The 15,384-nt window shown below is 73.3% G+C and carries 8 protein-coding genes and 1 pseudogene; 7 read left to right on the top strand and 2 right to left on the bottom strand.

The annotated features are described in order from the left end of the window. Positions 1-36: 36 nt before the first annotated feature. The 6 genes and pseudogenes from ABFX46_RS03510 to ABFX46_RS03485 form a co-directional block, all read left to right on the top strand. Positions 37-2,166, top strand: a complete 2,130-nt coding sequence (locus ABFX46_RS03510) for an acyl-CoA dehydrogenase family protein (RefSeq protein WP_346039867.1) — start codon at positions 37-39, stop codon at positions 2,164-2,166. Between the two features lie 66 nt (positions 2,167-2,232). Continuing rightward, on the top strand, positions 2,233-3,939 hold the full coding sequence (locus ABFX46_RS03505) for an MmpA family trehalose lipid delivery protein (RefSeq protein WP_346039866.1): 1,707 nt from the start codon (positions 2,233-2,235) through the stop codon (positions 3,937-3,939). Further along, entirely contained in the window at positions 3,939-4,070 is a 132-nt protein-coding gene (locus ABFX46_RS03500) for a hypothetical protein (RefSeq protein WP_275406839.1), read from the top strand. The genes ABFX46_RS03505 and ABFX46_RS03500 overlap by 1 nt, the downstream gene beginning before the upstream one ends. 13 nt (positions 4,071-4,083) lie before the next feature. Continuing rightward, complete coding sequence (locus tag ABFX46_RS03495; RefSeq protein WP_346039865.1) at positions 4,084-4,944, top strand: glycosyltransferase; 861 nt, start codon at positions 4,084-4,086, stop codon at positions 4,942-4,944. After that, entirely contained in the window at positions 4,941-6,101 is a 1,161-nt protein-coding gene (locus tag ABFX46_RS03490) for a glycosyltransferase family 4 protein (protein WP_346039864.1), read from the top strand. The genes ABFX46_RS03495 and ABFX46_RS03490 overlap by 4 nt, the downstream gene beginning before the upstream one ends. Before the next feature lie 156 nt (positions 6,102-6,257). Then, positions 6,258-9,464 (top strand): annotated as a pseudogene (locus ABFX46_RS03485) (alpha-(1->3)-arabinofuranosyltransferase domain-containing protein); the annotation flags it as partial. A gap of 1,312 nt (positions 9,465-10,776) precedes the next feature. Here ABFX46_RS03485 and ABFX46_RS03480 read toward each other — a convergent pair. After that, positions 10,777-12,000, bottom strand: coding sequence for an acyltransferase family protein (locus ABFX46_RS03480; protein WP_346039863.1), 1,224 nt, complete (start codon positions 11,998-12,000; stop codon positions 10,777-10,779). Then, the gene (locus ABFX46_RS03475; protein ID WP_346039862.1) at positions 11,997-12,698 is read right to left on the bottom strand and encodes a class I SAM-dependent methyltransferase; all 702 of its coding nucleotides are present in this window, start codon (positions 12,696-12,698) and stop codon (positions 11,997-11,999) included. Before ABFX46_RS03475 ends, ABFX46_RS03480 begins: the two co-directional genes overlap by 4 nt. 650 nt (positions 12,699-13,348) lie before the next feature. Here ABFX46_RS03475 and pgfA point away from each other — a divergent pair. After that, positions 13,349-14,491 carry a cell envelope lipid trafficking protein PgfA gene (gene pgfA / locus ABFX46_RS03470; RefSeq protein ID WP_346039861.1) on the top strand — a complete coding sequence of 381 codons (1,143 nt, stop codon included), beginning with the start codon at positions 13,349-13,351 and terminating at the stop codon, positions 14,489-14,491. Positions 14,492-15,384: the final 893 nt, after the last annotated feature.

Raw genomic sequence — 15,384 nt, 5'->3', positions numbered from 1 at the left:
AATAGGCTGGGGCCACGTCCGAGGAGAGGTGTGGCCATGGCGATCGGGTTGACCGAGGACCACGAGGCGCTGGCGGCGTCGGTGCGCGGGTTCGCGGAGCGGAACATCACCGCGGAGAAGGTGCGGGAGGGCGACGCCGGGTTCTGGCCCGCCCTCGCCGCGCAGGGCTTCCCGGGCGTGCACCTTCCCGAGCCCGTCGGCGACGGGTTCGGCCTCGTGGAGCAGGCCGTTGTGCTGGAGGAACTCGGCCGGGTGCTCGCCCCCGGCCCGTACACCCCGACGGTGCTGGCGGCCACGATCCTGAGCGCCGCCGGGAGCGACGTGCACGGGCTCGCCGACGGCACCGCGACGGGTGCGGTCGGGCTGTCGGGAAGCCTGGAGCGGGACGGCTCCACCGTGTCCGGCACGATCCAGCCGGTGCTGGGCGCGCCGCTGGCGGACGTGTTCGTGCTCCACGCCGGTGACGGCTGGGTCGTCCTCTATAAGAGCGACGTCACCGTGGAGCCGCTGGAGTCCCTCGACATCACGCGCCCGGTGGGGTCGGTCACGGTCGATCGGGTGACCGTCCCCGAAGAGCGATTCCTCGCCGACGTGGACGGAGACGCCTTCGCCACCGTCCTGCTGGGCGCGGAGGCATGCGGTGTGGCGGGACGTGCACTGGACGACGCCGTCGCCTACGCCAAGCTCCGCGAGCAGTTCGGCCGTCCCATCGGCCAGTTCCAGGGCATCAAGCACAAATGCGCCCGGATGCTCATCGCCGTGGAGCGCGCCAGGGCCGCCGTATGGGACGCGGCGCGCGCGCTGGACGAGCCCGAGGAACAGCGTGCTTATGCGGTCGCAGTCGCCGCAGTGCTCGCGGCCGACGCCGCGGTCACCTGCGCTGAGGGCAACATCCAGGTCCATGGAGGCATCGGCTACACCTATGAGCACGATGCCCACCTCATCTACCGGCGGGCTTTGACGCTCCGCGCGCTCCTCGGGCGGGCCAGTGAGCACCGGGCCGACGTCGCCGCGCTCGCCGTGCAGGGCGTCCGGCGGCCGATGAGCGTCGAGCTGGACGAGGACGCCGAGCCCGTCCGCGAGGAGATCCGCGCCCGCGTCGCCGAACTGGCCGCGATGGAGCCCCTCGAACAGCGGGCGGCGATGGCGGAGGGCGGCTGGGTCACGCCGCACCTGCCGAAGCCGTGGGGACGCGCCGCCGGGCCGCTGGAGCAGATCGTCATCCAGCAGGAGCTGAAGGCGGCGAAGGTGCGGCCGGTGCCGCTGATGATCGGGGCGTGGGTCGTCCCGTCGCTGGTCCAGTACGGGACGCCGGAGCAGCGGGAGCGGTTCCTGCCGCCGACGCTGCGCGGCGAGATCATCTGGTGCCAGCTGTTCTCCGAGCCCGGTGCCGGCTCCGACCTCGCCGGGCTGCGCACCCGCGCCGAGCGCGCCGAGGGCGGCTGGACCATCACCGGCCAGAAGATCTGGACGTCCCTCGCCCGCGACGCGCAGTGGGGCATCTGCGTCGCCCGGACCGACCCCGACCGGCCGAAGCACGACGGCATCACCTATTTCCTCGTCGACATGACCTCGCCCGGCATCGACATCCGCCCGCTGCGCGAATGCACCGGCGACGCCGTGTTCAACGAGGTGTTCCTGGACGGCGTGTTCGTCCCGGACGAGCTCGTCGTCGGCCCCGTCAACGCCGGCTGGCGGGTCGCCCGGACCACGCTCGCCAACGAGCGCGTCGGCCTGACCAGCAGCTTCCAGCTCGGCGGCGATCTGCCGAAGCTCCTCGACCTCGCCGCCGGGCTCGGCCTGGACGGCGACCCGGTCGTCCGGGACGGCCTCGGGCGCCTCGCCTGCGACGCGCACTCGTTCAACCTGCTCGGCCTCCGCGCGACGCTGAAGCAGCTGTCGGGCACCGACCCGGGCGCGACGGCGAACGTCCGGAAGCTGGTCGCGATGGAGCACGGCCAGCAGGTCACCGAGTTCGGGTTCACGCTCCTCGGCGAGGAGGGCGCGCTGACCGGCGGCTGGAAGGACGGCCTGCGCGCCCGCTGGACCCGGTACCTGCTCGCGTCCCGCGCGATGAGCATCGGCGGCGGCACCACCGAGGTCAACCTGAACGTGATCGGCGAGCGGATCCTCGGGCTGCCCCGGGACCCCGACCCGTCGCGGTAGCGGGGGCGGTCCTCGGCAGGGCGGCGGGTCGGGTAGCGTCCAGGCTCACATGGGAGAACGGGCCATTTGAACGAGCGGACGCGGCACCTCGCGGCCGCACTGACCGGGCTGGGGCTCGGGCTTGCGGCACTGGGGCCGGGGCTCGCGCCGGGGTTCGTGCTGTCCTACGACATGGTGTTCGTGCCCGGTCCGGCGTTCACGGACCTGACGTTCGGGCTGACCGGGATCGTGCCCCGGCACGTCCCGAGTGACGCGTTCGCGACCGCGCTCGCGCATGTCCTACCGGCGGACGTCGTGCAGAAGCTCGTCCTGCTGGCGATCTTCGTCATGGCGTGCGCGTCGGCGGCGTCGCTGGTGCCGTCCCGCCGGCTCCTGCCGCGCCTCGCCGCCGGGGTCTGCTACGCCTGGAACCCGTTCGTCGCCGAACGGCTGCTCCTCGGCCAGTGGGCGCTGCTGCTCGGCTACGCGGCGCTGCCGTGGGTGGTGGCGGCCGCCGCCCGGACGGGCGAGCCCGGCGGCGGGCGCCGGCTCGTCCGGACGCTGCTCCCCGCCGCGATCGGCGGCTTCGCCGCGCTGACCGTCACCGGTATCACGGCCCTCGCCGTCGCTCTGGCGACCGGCGGTGCCCGTGCCCGCGCCGGTCTGCGGGTCGTGGCGGCCGTGGGCGTGCTGAGCCTGCCGTGGCTGGTCCCAGGGGTGCTGCGCCCGGCGGGATTGCCGGGGGACGGGTCGGCCGTCGGCCTGTTCGCGGCCAGGGCGGACACGCCGTTCGGGACGCTCGGAAGCCTCCTCCTGCTCGGCGGCGTGTGGAACGGCGAGACGGTGCCGCGCGGCTACGGGGCGCCCGTGACCGCGTCGATCTGGCTGCTCGTCGTGGTCGTCGCGCTCGCCGCCTACTGGCGCTGGTGCCGGGAGCCCGCATGGTGGCGCGGTGCCGCGATCGCGGCGGTGACCGGGTTCGCCGTCGCGGCCTTGGGGGCGGTCGCCGCACCCGTCCTCGAAGGGCTCATCGGGCTCTGGCCCGGGTTCGCCGTGCTGCGGGACGGGCAGCAGTACGCGGCGCCGCTCGCCGTGGTCGTCGCGGTCGGGCTCGGTACCGCCGCGGACAGGGCCGCCGAGGCGCGGTGGCCGGGAGCGGCCGCCGCGGCGATGGCCGTGCCGGTGTTCCTGCTGCCGACGCTGGCGTGGGGTGCGGCGGGCGACCTGCGGGCCGTCCACTACCCGGACGACTGGGCGCGCGCGAAGCGGATCATCGACGGCGACCGCGAGCCGGGCGATGTGCTCGTCCTGCCCTGGGCGTCCTATCGCGGCTACTCGTGGAACAACGGCCGCCGTGTGCTCGACCCGCTGCCCCGGTACCTGCACCGGCGCGTCATCGTGGACGACGCCGTCACCGTGGGCGGCACCACCGTCCCGCCCGAGGATCCGAGGGCCGTGCGGCTCGCGCCGGTCGCGAGGACCGGGGCGCCGCCGGCCGCGACGCTCCGTGACGCCGGCGTCCGGTACGTCGTGGTCGACGCAGAAACCGGTTCGGTCCGTCCGACGGGTGCGGCCACGCCCGTGCTGCGAGGCGCTGACCTGGTCGTTTACCGGATCGACGAGGCCGCTGAGGCGCCCGTGGAGACCGTGCCCGTAGCGCCGGTCGCGGTCGCGTGGGGCATCATGGGTCTGGTCGTTTTCTGGTCAATCCTGGCCACAGGTACTACTCTGAGCCTTCCGTTACTCGGCAGTATCGAGCCCCGCAGCCCCCAACACCGACGAAGGACCCCCTGATGCGCATCGCCATCGCCGCGTTGGTCGGCGTTCTGCTCGCCGCCGGAGCGTCGTTCGGCACGGTCCAGCTCGTGAACGCCTCCCAGCAGGACCCGGTCATCAAACCGCTGTACAACTACGGCTCCCGGTGACCTGTAGGCCCTGATGGGGACCTGGCGTGACGGCCCCGCCCTCCTGGAGATCGTCGTTCCCGCCTACAACGAGGCCGACCGGCTTCCGGCGGGGCTGGCCCTGCTGTGCGACAAGCTCGCCGGCCTCCCGCTGCGGGCGGAGGTCATCGTCGTCGACAACGCCAGCACCGACGGGACGGCCGGCATCGTCCGGGCGTGGGACGGTCCGGTGCCGGTGCGGCTGGTCCGCTGCGAGCGCCGGGGCAAGGGCGCGGCGGTCCGGGCCGGGCTGCTGGAGACGCGGGCCCCGTACGTGGGGTTCATGGACGCCGATATGGCAACAGACCTCGCCGCGCTGGACGAAGCCATCGTCCTGCTGCGCGAGGGCCGCCCGGTCGTGGTCGGGTCAAGGCGCCACGGTCGGTCGGTCGTCCAGGGATACGCGCTGCCGGTCAGGCGGCTCGGCGCCATCACGTTCAACCGGGTCGTCCGCGACCTCGTGGGCGGCATCCAGGACACCCAGTGCGGGTTCAAGTTCTTCGACGGGCCGCTCGGACGGGCCGCCGCGGAGCAACTGCGCACCACCGGTTTCTCGTTCGACGTCGAACTGCTGGCCCACTGCGTACGGCGCGGGGCGTCCGTGACGGCCATTCCGGTGGTCTGGCGTGACCGTCCTGGGTCGACGTTCTCGGTTCGGCGCCATTCTGTGCAATGCCTGCTGGACCTCGCGCGCATCCGCGCGCGCGCCGGTTTCCGTATGCCCGGTGTACCGGCGATGCCGATCATCCCTGTCGTGCCCGTCCGGACGATTCTGGCCGAGCCGAAGCTTCCTGAGCCGTGCCCTGTGCCCGTACCGGTCGCGGAGCAGGCGGCGCCGAGCGCCCAGTCGGGATGAGCAGGGGACTGCGGCTGGCTGTCGTCAACTGGCGGGATCCCTGGCATCCCTCCACCGGCGGCGCCGAACGGTACGCCTGGGAGATCGCCCGCAGGTTCGCCGCCGAAGGGGACCGCGTCCACTACGTGACGGCCAGGGCGCCCGGCCAGCAGCGCGGGGGACGGGTCGAGGACGTCGAGTTCGTGCGCCTCGGCGGACGGTTCACCGTCTACCCCCTCGTCCTGCTGTGGATGCTGGCCCATCGCCGCCGCTTCGACGCGGTCATCGACTGCCAGAACGGCATCCCCTTCTTCACGCCGTGGGTGCTGCCTCGCCGTGTACCGGTGTTCTGCGTCGTCCACCACGTGCACACGGCGCAGTTCGGCCTGTACTTCCCCAGATGGCTGACCTGGTTCGGGCAGATGCTGGAAGGGCCCGTGAGCCGCTGGACGTACCGGCGGCACGCGGTCGTCGCCGTCTCGGAGTCCACCTTGCGTGCCGTCAGGGAGCGGCTCGGCTGGACGGGGACGGCCCATGTCGTCCACAACGGGACGTCGGTCGCCGAACCTGACGGCGCGGTCTCGGAGCCGGCCGGTGACCCGGACCTGGTGTGCGTGACCCGGCTCGTCCCGCACAAGCGGCTTCATCTGCTCCTCGACCTCGCGCAGACCCTCGCCGTAACCCGCCCCGGGCTGAAGCTCCACATCGTGGGGGACGGGCCCGAAGCGCCCGCGCTGAAGGCCGCCATCGCCGAGCGCGGCCTGGACGGCGTCGTCGTCATGCACGGGTACGTCCCCGAGAACGTCAAGGCCGCCCTGGTCGCCCGCGCCGACCTGCACCTCAACTCGTCGCAGGGCGAGGGGTGGGGCCTGAGCGTGATCGAGGCCGCCGCGCTGGGCGTCCCGACCGTCGCGTTCGACGTGGACGGCCTGCGCGACGCCGTCCGCGACGGAACCACCGGATGGCTCGTTCGGGAGGGCTCTGACCTGGCCGATTGCGTCGAGCGAGCCCTCAAGGAGCTGGACGATCCCACGCTGCGCGAGCAGGTGGCCACGGAATGTCAGAGGTGGGCGGCAGAGTTCGACTGGACACGCACCGCTGGGCGAATGCGCACCCTGATCGCCCAAGCCGTCCAGCGCGGCGGACGACCGGGAGGTGAGCGAGCGGGACGCAGGTGAGGAGGACGCGAGCGAGCGGGGCGCGGGCGTCCGCGAGGCGCCCGGCCGCCGGTACGGTGGCGCACGCCCCACTGACATGCCGCCCGGGGCACGGTTTCCGGGGCGGGCGCGTGGCCGGGGAGGGCTTGGGAGTGCGGAGAGGGGGAGGGGGCGAGCATGGCCGTGGGAGAGGCGAATCCGTCCCGCGCCGGCGCGTCCGGTAGGGCCGGGGCCGCCGGGGCCGCTGGAGCCACCGGGGCTGATCCGGTCGCGCGGCTGCGGGAGCGGCTGCGGGTGGTGGCGTGCTGCCTCGCGCTGACCGCGATCGCGTTCGGCACCCGGCCCGGCGCCATCCTCGCCGACACCAAGATCGACATGGCGGTGAACCCGCTCGGGTTCCTCGGCCGCGCCCTCCACCTGTGGGACCCGGAGCAGTTCGGCCAACTGCAGAACCAGGCCGTCGGCTACCTGTTCCCGATGGGCCCGTTCTTCGCGCTCGGCGACCTCATCGGCATGCCCGCCTGGATCACCCAGCGGTTCTGGCTGTCGCTGCTGATGTGCCTGGCGTTCATCGGCACCTGGCGGCTCGCCGGGCGGCTCGGCATCGGCGGGTCCGCGCAGGACGGGCACGGGCAGTGGACGCGGCTGTTCGCCGCGATGGCGTACGCGCTCGCCCCGAACGGGCTGGCCACGCTCGGCCAGATCTCGTCGGAGTACCTGCCGGTCGCGATGCTGCCGTGGATCGTCCTGCCGCTGGTCACCGCGGCGTCCGGCGAGGGCGGGCGGCTCAAGGCCGCGGCCCGGTCCGGGTTGGCGATCGCCTGCTGCGGCGGGATCAACGCGACCGCGACCGCGGCCGTCCTCCTCGTCCCGTTCCTGTACATCGTGACGCGGCCGCGCGGGTCGTTCCGCGTCCGGATGCTCGCCTGGTGGTCGGCCGCCGCGGGCGCCGCGACCGCCTGGTGGCTCGCCCCGCTGCTGCTCACCGGCACCTATGGGTTCTCCTGGCTGACCTACACCGAGAAGGCCGCGACGACGACCGGCCCGACCGGCCTCGTCAACGTGCTGCGCGGCGCGGAGCGCTGGGTCAACTACCTGATCGTGGACGGCCAGGTCTGGTGGCCGGTCGGGCACGGCCTCTCGCTCAGCCCCGTCCCGATCATCTTCACCGGCGTCGTCGCCGCGCTCGGCCTCGCCGGGCTGCTGGCCCGGCTGCTGCCCGAGCGGACGTTCCTGCTGCTCACCCTGCTGGCCGGCGTCGCGATCGTGTCGATGGGCCACATCAGCGACATCCCGGGCCCGTTCGCCGCCCAGCTCCGCGACCTGCTGGACGGCCCGCTCGCCCCGCTGCGCAACCTGCACAAGTTCGACGCCGTCGTCCGGCTGCCGCTCGCGCTCGGCCTCGCCCACCTGCTCACCGCGGCCGGCCGGCACGTCCGGGACAGGCGTGCCCGGGACGCGCGGGTGCGCAGCCTGAGCGACGGGACCGGCCCGGTGTTCGGGGTGACGCTGCGGTCGCTCCTCAGCCTGCCGGTCGCCGCGGCCGTCGCGCTCGGCGGCATCGGCCTCACCGCCGTCTCGCACGGCCTGTCCGGGCCCGGCGACTTCAAAGAGGTGCCGAAGTACTGGCGGGACGCGGCGTCGTGGATCAACGCGCGGGCCGGCCAGCAGGGCGTGCTCGCCGTCCCCGGGGCTCCGTTCGGCGAGTACCTGTGGGGGCGGCCGATGGACGACATCGTCCAGCCGCTGCTGACGGCGCGGTGGGGCGTCCGGCAGCTCGTCCCGGCCGGGTCGCCCGGCTACACGCGGGCGCTGGACGCCATCGACCTGCAGGTGCGGTCCGGGCAGGGCTCGCCGGGGCTGAGCGACTTCCTCGGCCGGATGGGCGTCCGGTACATCCTGGTCCGCAACGACCTGCGGCGGGAGACACTGCGCGGCGCCTGGCCCGCCCGCCTCCACCAGGCCCTCGACGACTCGCCCGGCATGCGCAGGGTCGCGTCGTTCGGCGCGCCCGTCGGCGGCGGCAACGAGGACGCGATCACCGACCTCGACCAGCGGTATCCGCCGCTCGAGGTGTACGAGGTCGAGGGCGCCGCCGACGTCGCGAACCTGGCGGCCGCGACCGACCCCGTCCGCGTGTACGGGGGGCCGGAGTCACTGCTCGCCCTTGCCGACGACAAGGCGCTCCCGGACGCACCCGTCCTGCTGGACGACGACGCCTCCGACCTGGGCGGCACACCGGTCGTGACCGACTCGCCCCGGCTGCTGCACCGCAACTTCGGCGAACTGCACCAGACGTCCGAGACATTGTCCGCAGCCCGGCGGGGCGAGGCCACCGACGTCCTCGACAAGGGCTGGAAGCAGTACACGACTCATGTCACCTATGGGGGAGGCGTCCGGGACGTCACGGCGTCGACGTCGGCGGGCGGCGACGAGGCGATCCCGCAGTCGCGCAAACCCGAAGCCGTCCCGTTCGCCGCGTTCGACGGCGACCGGCTGACGGCCTGGGAGACCGGCGGCTGGAACGGGCCGATCGGGCAGTGGCTGCGCGTCGACTTCGACCGGGCCCGCGACGTCCGGCGGCTGACCGCGACGATCGTGCAGAACTCGGCGCTCGGGCCGGCGGTCTCGCGCGTCGCCGTCGAGACCGAGAACGGGCGCCTGGAGCAGGACGTCCGGCAGAGCGCGAACCCGCAGGCCCTGCGCGCGCCCGAGGGCCCCACCCGCTGGCTGCGGCTCCGCATCACCGCGCTCGCGTCCAAGCCGATCGTCCCGGCGTTCGCGCGGGCGGCGTTCGCGGAGGTGGCGATCGGCGGAGTGACTCCGACCCGCACCTACACGATGCCCGCCCCCGCCGGGATCGACGGCCCGGCCACGTACGTGATGAGCCGCGTGCCGGGCGCGACCGGCGAATGCATGAAGGGCAGCGCCCGGTGGGTGTGCTCGCCGTCCCTCGGCTCCGGCGACGAGGAGGGCGGCGGCTTCGACCGGACGTTCACCTCGGCCGTGGCCGGCAAGGCGCCCGTCACCGGGACGGCGGTCCTCACCGACCAGAAGCTCATCGACCGGTACACGGCCGTGCACGGGCAACCGGCCGTCGCCGCCAGCTCCACCCTGTCCGGCCACCCGGCGGACCAGGCCCGCTCCGCCTTCGACGGTGACCCGACGACGTCGTGGATCGCGGGGGAGCACGACGACGAGCCCACCTACGCCGTCCGGTGGCATGGTCGCAGGCAGGTGTCCACGGTGACGGCCGTCCGCCCGCCGGGGGCGTCGGGCCCGGTCCGGCTGCGGGTCGAAGGCGCGAACGGCCAGTCCCGCGAGGGCCTGTCGGACGCGGACGGCACGCTGTCGTTCGCGCCGATGACCACCGACCGCCTGAAGATCACCTTCTTCCGCGACGGCCGCACCCAGCCGGTGCAGCTCGCCGAGCTGACCGTCCCCGGCGTGAAGCCGTTCCCCGACGTGCGCGCCTACCCGCTGGAACTCCCCTGCGGCTACGGCCCGAAACTGCAGGTCACCCCGTCCACCCCCCAGTCGAGCAACGGTCAGACCGGCGGCAGCGGCCGGACGGGCGGCAATGCGCAGACGGGCGGTAACGGCCAGACCGGTGGTAACGCGCAGACCGGCGGTAACGGCCAGACCGGCGGTAACGGCCAGACCGGTGGTAACGGTCAGACGGGCGGCAGTGGCCGGACGAGTGGTAACGCGCAGACCGGCGGCAATGCGCAGACCGGTGGTAGCGCGCAGACCGGTGGTAGCGGCCAGGCCGTAGGCGGCCGGGCGGGTCAGCGGGCCGGGGTGGTCCAGACGAAGGCGGCGGGGACGCTCGGCGACCTGCTCGCCGGTCGGCCGCTCCGGTTCAGCGCCTGCAAGGGAGCCGTGCTCACCAAGGGCCAGAACCACCTGACGGCGGTTCCGTTCGACACCTACCGCGTCGACACCGTGACGGTCGGGGCCAAGCCGGGGCCGGACGCCGCCGCCCGCCCGCCGCAGCAGGTCAAGGTCATCAGCTGGGGCTCCAGTTCCCGCAAGCTGGAGGTGGACGCCGCCACCGCCTCGTTCCTCACCGTGAACGAGAACTTCAACACCGGCTGGCGCGCGACCGTCGGCGGCAGAGAACTGCGGCCCGTCCGGCTGGACGGGTGGAAGCAGGGCTGGCTCGTCCCCGAAGGCACCAGCGGCGTCGTCGAGTTGTCCTACCTGCCCGACCGGGCCCAGCGGATCGCCGTCGTCACCGGGCTGAACCTCCAGCTCGTCCTGCTGATCGCCGCGCTGTGGCCCGGCCGTCCCGGGCGCCGCCGCGCCGATCCGCGCGGCGCGGTCGCCGGGACGGGCTGGCCCGCGTGGGCGGCGCTCGGGCTCGCCGCCGCGCTCGGCGGCTGGATCGCCGGGCTCCCCGGCCTCGCCGCCGCGCTCGGCACCGCGGCCCTGTGCGGCTGGGCCCGCACCCGCCGGTCCGCCGTGCCGCGCGCGCTCGCGTCCCCGTGGCCGATCGCGCTCGCCATGCTCGCCGGCACCGGCTGCCTCGCCGCCGCGATGTGGTTCGACCTGCTCGACAACCCGGCCGCCCCGTCCGGTCCGGTCGGCGACATCGTGCCGCAGTTGCTCGGGCTCGCCGTCGTCGGCCGGATCGCGGTCGAGCTGTGGCGGCCGAAACCGCCGAGCGGCGGCGACGCCGGCGGACGGATCTCGCTCAGCTGGACGGCACCCGGGCAGGGGCCGGGCGGGCCCGGTCCCGGCGCCGGGTCAGCCGCTGGACCGGCCACTCCACCAGGTAGTAGCTCAGGGTCCCCGCTGCGATGGACGCCGCCGCCATCAGCGGCAGATCCGTCGCCACGTCCCCCCGGAAACCCCGGTCCGTCACGTCGTACCAGAAGACGATGATCAGGAGCTGCCACAGGAACACGCCGTAGGAGATCCGTCCGAGGAACCGCATCACCCGGTTGCCGAGGATCGCGCCGAGCGCGGGCTGCCCGGCCGGCGCCAGCGCGACCGGCGCCACCAGCGCCGCCGCGCACAGCCCGAACACGACGAGGTGCAGCGTGGCCGTCCAGAACATGTCCGGCGTCTGGAGGCTGAGCGGGCCCGCCGCCGGTGTCGCCGCGACGACGTACAGCATCGCCGCCGCGGCCCAGCACGCCGCCCACGAGTCCGACACGGCCCGGCACAGCGCGGCGACCGGGCGCCGCTCGTCCAGCCGCGCCCACACCGTCACCACCGCGAGCGCCATCCCGATCGCGAACCAGACGAAGTACCGCGGAAGCCACAGGCCCATCTGCGTGTGCCGTTCCGGGACGAACATGAAGACCGACCAGGGGAACGACAGCGACGCGTAGACGCCGATGCCGATCAGCAGCCGCCGGGCCCGGACGCCCACGTCGTGGGTCCGCTTCCGGTGCGCGTACCAGGCGAGGACGGCCGCCGTGAACGGCAGCGTGACGTACCAGCCGACCTCGACGACGAGGCTCCAGAACTGCCCGAGCTGCGCCGGCCCCAGGGCACCGTTCCACCACATGTCGGGCAGATAGGTCTGCGTGAGCGTGAGCAGCGAGACCCACGTAAGGAGGTCGCCGATGTGGTCCCGGCCTGCCGTGGCCATGAAGACGACGATCACGACCCAGTAGGCGGGCATGATGCGGAACACGCGTTTGCGCAGGTAGGTGGCCGTACGTGGCCCGGCACGCCCGTCCAGGGCGGCCGCCGCCCACGGACGGTAGAGCAGCAGCCCGGACAGCGTGAAGAAGATGGGCACGCCGACCTGGCCGCCGTTGAACAGCCAGCGCGGCCCGTCCGGGTTCGTGATGGAACCCGCCGCACTCGCGACGTGGAAGACCAGGACGGCGAGCGCGGCCACCGCCCGCAGACCGTCCAGCGTGTCCTGGTGGCCGGAGATCGGCGGCGGCGCCGGCCTGCTCACCGTTCCCTCTTCCGCAGCACCATGACGAGGTTCCATGTCGCGATCTCCCGCAGCCACGGAACCCGGACCACACCCTCCGCCCAGCGCGGGTGGTAGCGCGGCACGGCGTCCAGGACCTCGACGTCAGGACGCCGCCGGGCCCACGCCAGTGCCGCCGAGACCGACACGGGGTGCAGGTTGCGGCCGAACAGGTTCTTCGGCGGACGCCCGGTCCGCCGCTCGTACCAGCGCGCGGCCCGGTCGCCGCCCAGGTAGTGCCAGGGCGAGGTCTCGTGCCCGCCCCACGGGGACAGCCAGTTGGTGAACGACAGGAAGACCGTCCCGCCGGGCCGCGTGACCCGCACCATCTCGTCGCCCATCCGCCAAGGGTCGGGGACGTGCTCCAGGACGTTGGACGAGAAGCACACGTCGGCGGCGCCCGTCCGGAACGGCAGCGCCAAGGCACTGGCGACGAGCTGGTTCGAGGTGCGTCCCTCGTGCGCGGTCAGCTCCGCGAGATCGTGGTCGATCCCCGTGCAGCGCGCCCCGGCCTCGGACAGCGCCCGCGCGAAGAACCCGAACCCCGTCCCCACGTCGATGACGGTCGCTCCCCGCAGATCGGCGTACGACCCGAGCTGCGCGACGGTGTCCCGCGCCATCAGGTCATAGAAGTACTCCGGCTCACTCCGCTCCCGCCGGAACGCACTGAGCAACCGCACCGACCGCGCCAACGTCGCACAATGCCGAGGGACGGGCAGCCACCCGCCCCGTCCCGCCCCCTCCACCGCAGGACGACCAACGGACTCACCACGCGCAGCCTCAGCCTCAGCCTCCACGGCACTGCCGATCGCAGCACTGCCGTTCACCGCTCTGCAGGCCGCGGCACTGCCGGTCGCGGCGCTGCCGTTCACCGCGCTGCCGGCCGCGGCGCCGCCGGTCGCGGCGCTGCCGTTCACCACATGGCCGTTCACGGCGTTGCCGGTCGCAGTGCTGCCGGTCACCGCATGGCCGTTGGTGACACCGCCATTCGCAGGGGTGGCGTTCAGCGGGTGGGGCTGCGGGCATGCCGCCGGCCGGGCGGATGCCGGATCACCGGCCGCGGCCGGCCGGTCGTGTGCCGCCGAGGTCAATGATCACCTCACTGGGGGGACGCCGAGGTAACGGGGAGCTTACCGGCCAGTACTAAGTGCCGGACAGATCTCCGCCGAACAACGGGACCGCCGTCGCGCACGGGGCGAGCCCGGAAGCCTACTCTTGGAGAGCTGGTCTTATTGGACTGGCGGTTTGGGAGGTCCTGTAGGGTACTTCGGACATGCCGGACCCGGCCTCTCGGCCGTTGATGATGACGACGGCAGTCCCGGAGGTGTTCATGCGGCGACCGGTCGGCCTTGTCCTGATCGGCCTGGGGGCCTTCTTCCTCGCGCTCGCGCCGCTGGTCCGCTTCTACGTGGCCGACCAGGTGATCGTCGCGCCGCTGAACCAGTACCAGGTGACGCTGCTGGAGTCGAAGGACGCCACGTACTTCGACCAGGCCGACCTGAAGCTGAAGACCGGGGTCACCCTGCTGGCGAAGAACACCGTCCGCGGTGACGTCCGCGCCAACGAGGGCGACAACGACATCGCGGTCTGGGACTCCACGACCAACATCTACGACCAGGCCAAGCCGGACAAGCCCGTCCAGATCCAGGGCTTCCGGATCGCCTTCAACCGGCGGACGAGCGTCCTGGTCAACTGCTGCGGCGTCAACGTCGACGGCGACAACACGGTCCGGATGTCCGGGTACGGGCTGCTCTTCCCGCTCGGGAACGTCCAGAAGCGCGACTACCCGTTCTTCGACACGACGACCAAGCAGGCGGCGCCGATGGTGTTCGGCGACGTCGAGAAGGTGCACGGGCTCACCACCTACCGGTTCACCCAGACCATCCCGCTGACGAAGACGGCCGCGCTCGACACCAAGCTGCCCGCCAAGATGCTGGGCCTGCCCGAGGACGCCGGCAACCAGAAGGTGGACCGCTACACCGAGGCCTACAACACCGTCTGGGTCGACCCGCGCACCGGCATCCCGGTGAAGCACCGCAAGAACATCCGCAGCACCGTCCAGACGCCGGACGGCAAGGGCAAGATGATCGTCGCCCAGGCCGACCTGGTCAGCATCGACAAGGACCAGAAGGCCATGGTCGACATGTCGAACGGCAAGGCGCTGCAGATCGACATGGTGCGCAGCTACGTCCCGGCCGGCGCCATCCTCCTCGGCCTGATCCTGCTGTTCGTCGGCGGTTACCTCGGCCTCGCCCGACGCGAGCCCCCGCCCATCGAGACGCCCCGCCGCCCCGACGGCAAGTTCGGCGACATGGCCCCGCCCGCCGCGCCGAAGCCCCCGGCCCCGGCTACGGCCCCCGCCGCAGGCCCGCCGTCCCCCCAGACCCGCCCCGCCCCGCCCCAAGGCCGCCGCCCGGCCCCGGGCAGCCAACGCCAACGCCGCAAGGCCACCGGCCCCTCCAAACGCACCTGACCCCGCCGCCCCACCCCCGGCCCGCCCTCTCACCACCCCACCGCGAGAGCGCGCCCCCGTCACGACGACGTCCCTCCTGACCCGCAGCCGCGCACCACCCACCCCACCTCGCGCGTCAGCCAGCCGCCCAAACGCGTGCCGCCGGGACGCGACCACGCCCTGCCCGGCTTCCCCCCTGACGCGACAGCGGCGCACCGCGCAGCCCACCTCGCGTTTCACCCACATCGCGTGTTGACGACGCCTGGACGCGTGCCGCCGGGACGCGACCGCGCCCTGCCCGACTTCCCTCCTGACGCACGGCGGCGCACCGCGCAGCCCACCTCGCGTTTCACCCACATCGCGTGTTGACGACGCCTGGACGCGTGCCGCCGGGACGCGACCACGCCCTGCCCGACTTCCTCCCTGACGCGACAGCGGCGCACCGCGCAGCCCACCTCGCGTCTCACCCACATCGCGTGTTGACGACGCCCAGACGCCCTCGGGCCGGGACGCGGCGATGACTTGTGTGGCGAGGCCGTCCTTGGTGTGCGGCCGCGCACTGCGCAGCTCACGTCGCCGTTAGGTAGCCGTCCAGACGCCCTCCCGCCGGGACGCGGCCACGCCCGCTCGACGTCGCTCCTGACCCGCAGCGGCGCACCGTGCACCCTCCCCTCGCCTGTTGCCTGCGCCGCCCGGACACGCTGTGGCCAGGACGTGGCGGTGCCGTCCCCGCGACGACGGCTCGCACATCCCGTGAGGAGCCGGCATGCGCACTAGCGGCACGGGCGCATGGACGCACGAGCCGCACGCCAGCACGGCCGCAGGCTCTAGCTACACCAGAAACAGTCGCGCACATGCGAAACGACCCGCACGGCAAGGAGGCGGCGTGCGGCCGGACGTCGTCGCGTACGGGA

The sequence above is a fragment of the Actinomadura chokoriensis genome (assembly GCF_039529475.1).
GTDB classification, from domain to species: domain Bacteria; phylum Actinomycetota; class Actinomycetes; order Streptosporangiales; family Streptosporangiaceae; genus Spirillospora; species Spirillospora bangladeshensis.
The sequence above is the reverse complement of the archived record's forward strand: the minus strand, read 5'-3'. Positions and strand labels throughout refer to the sequence as shown.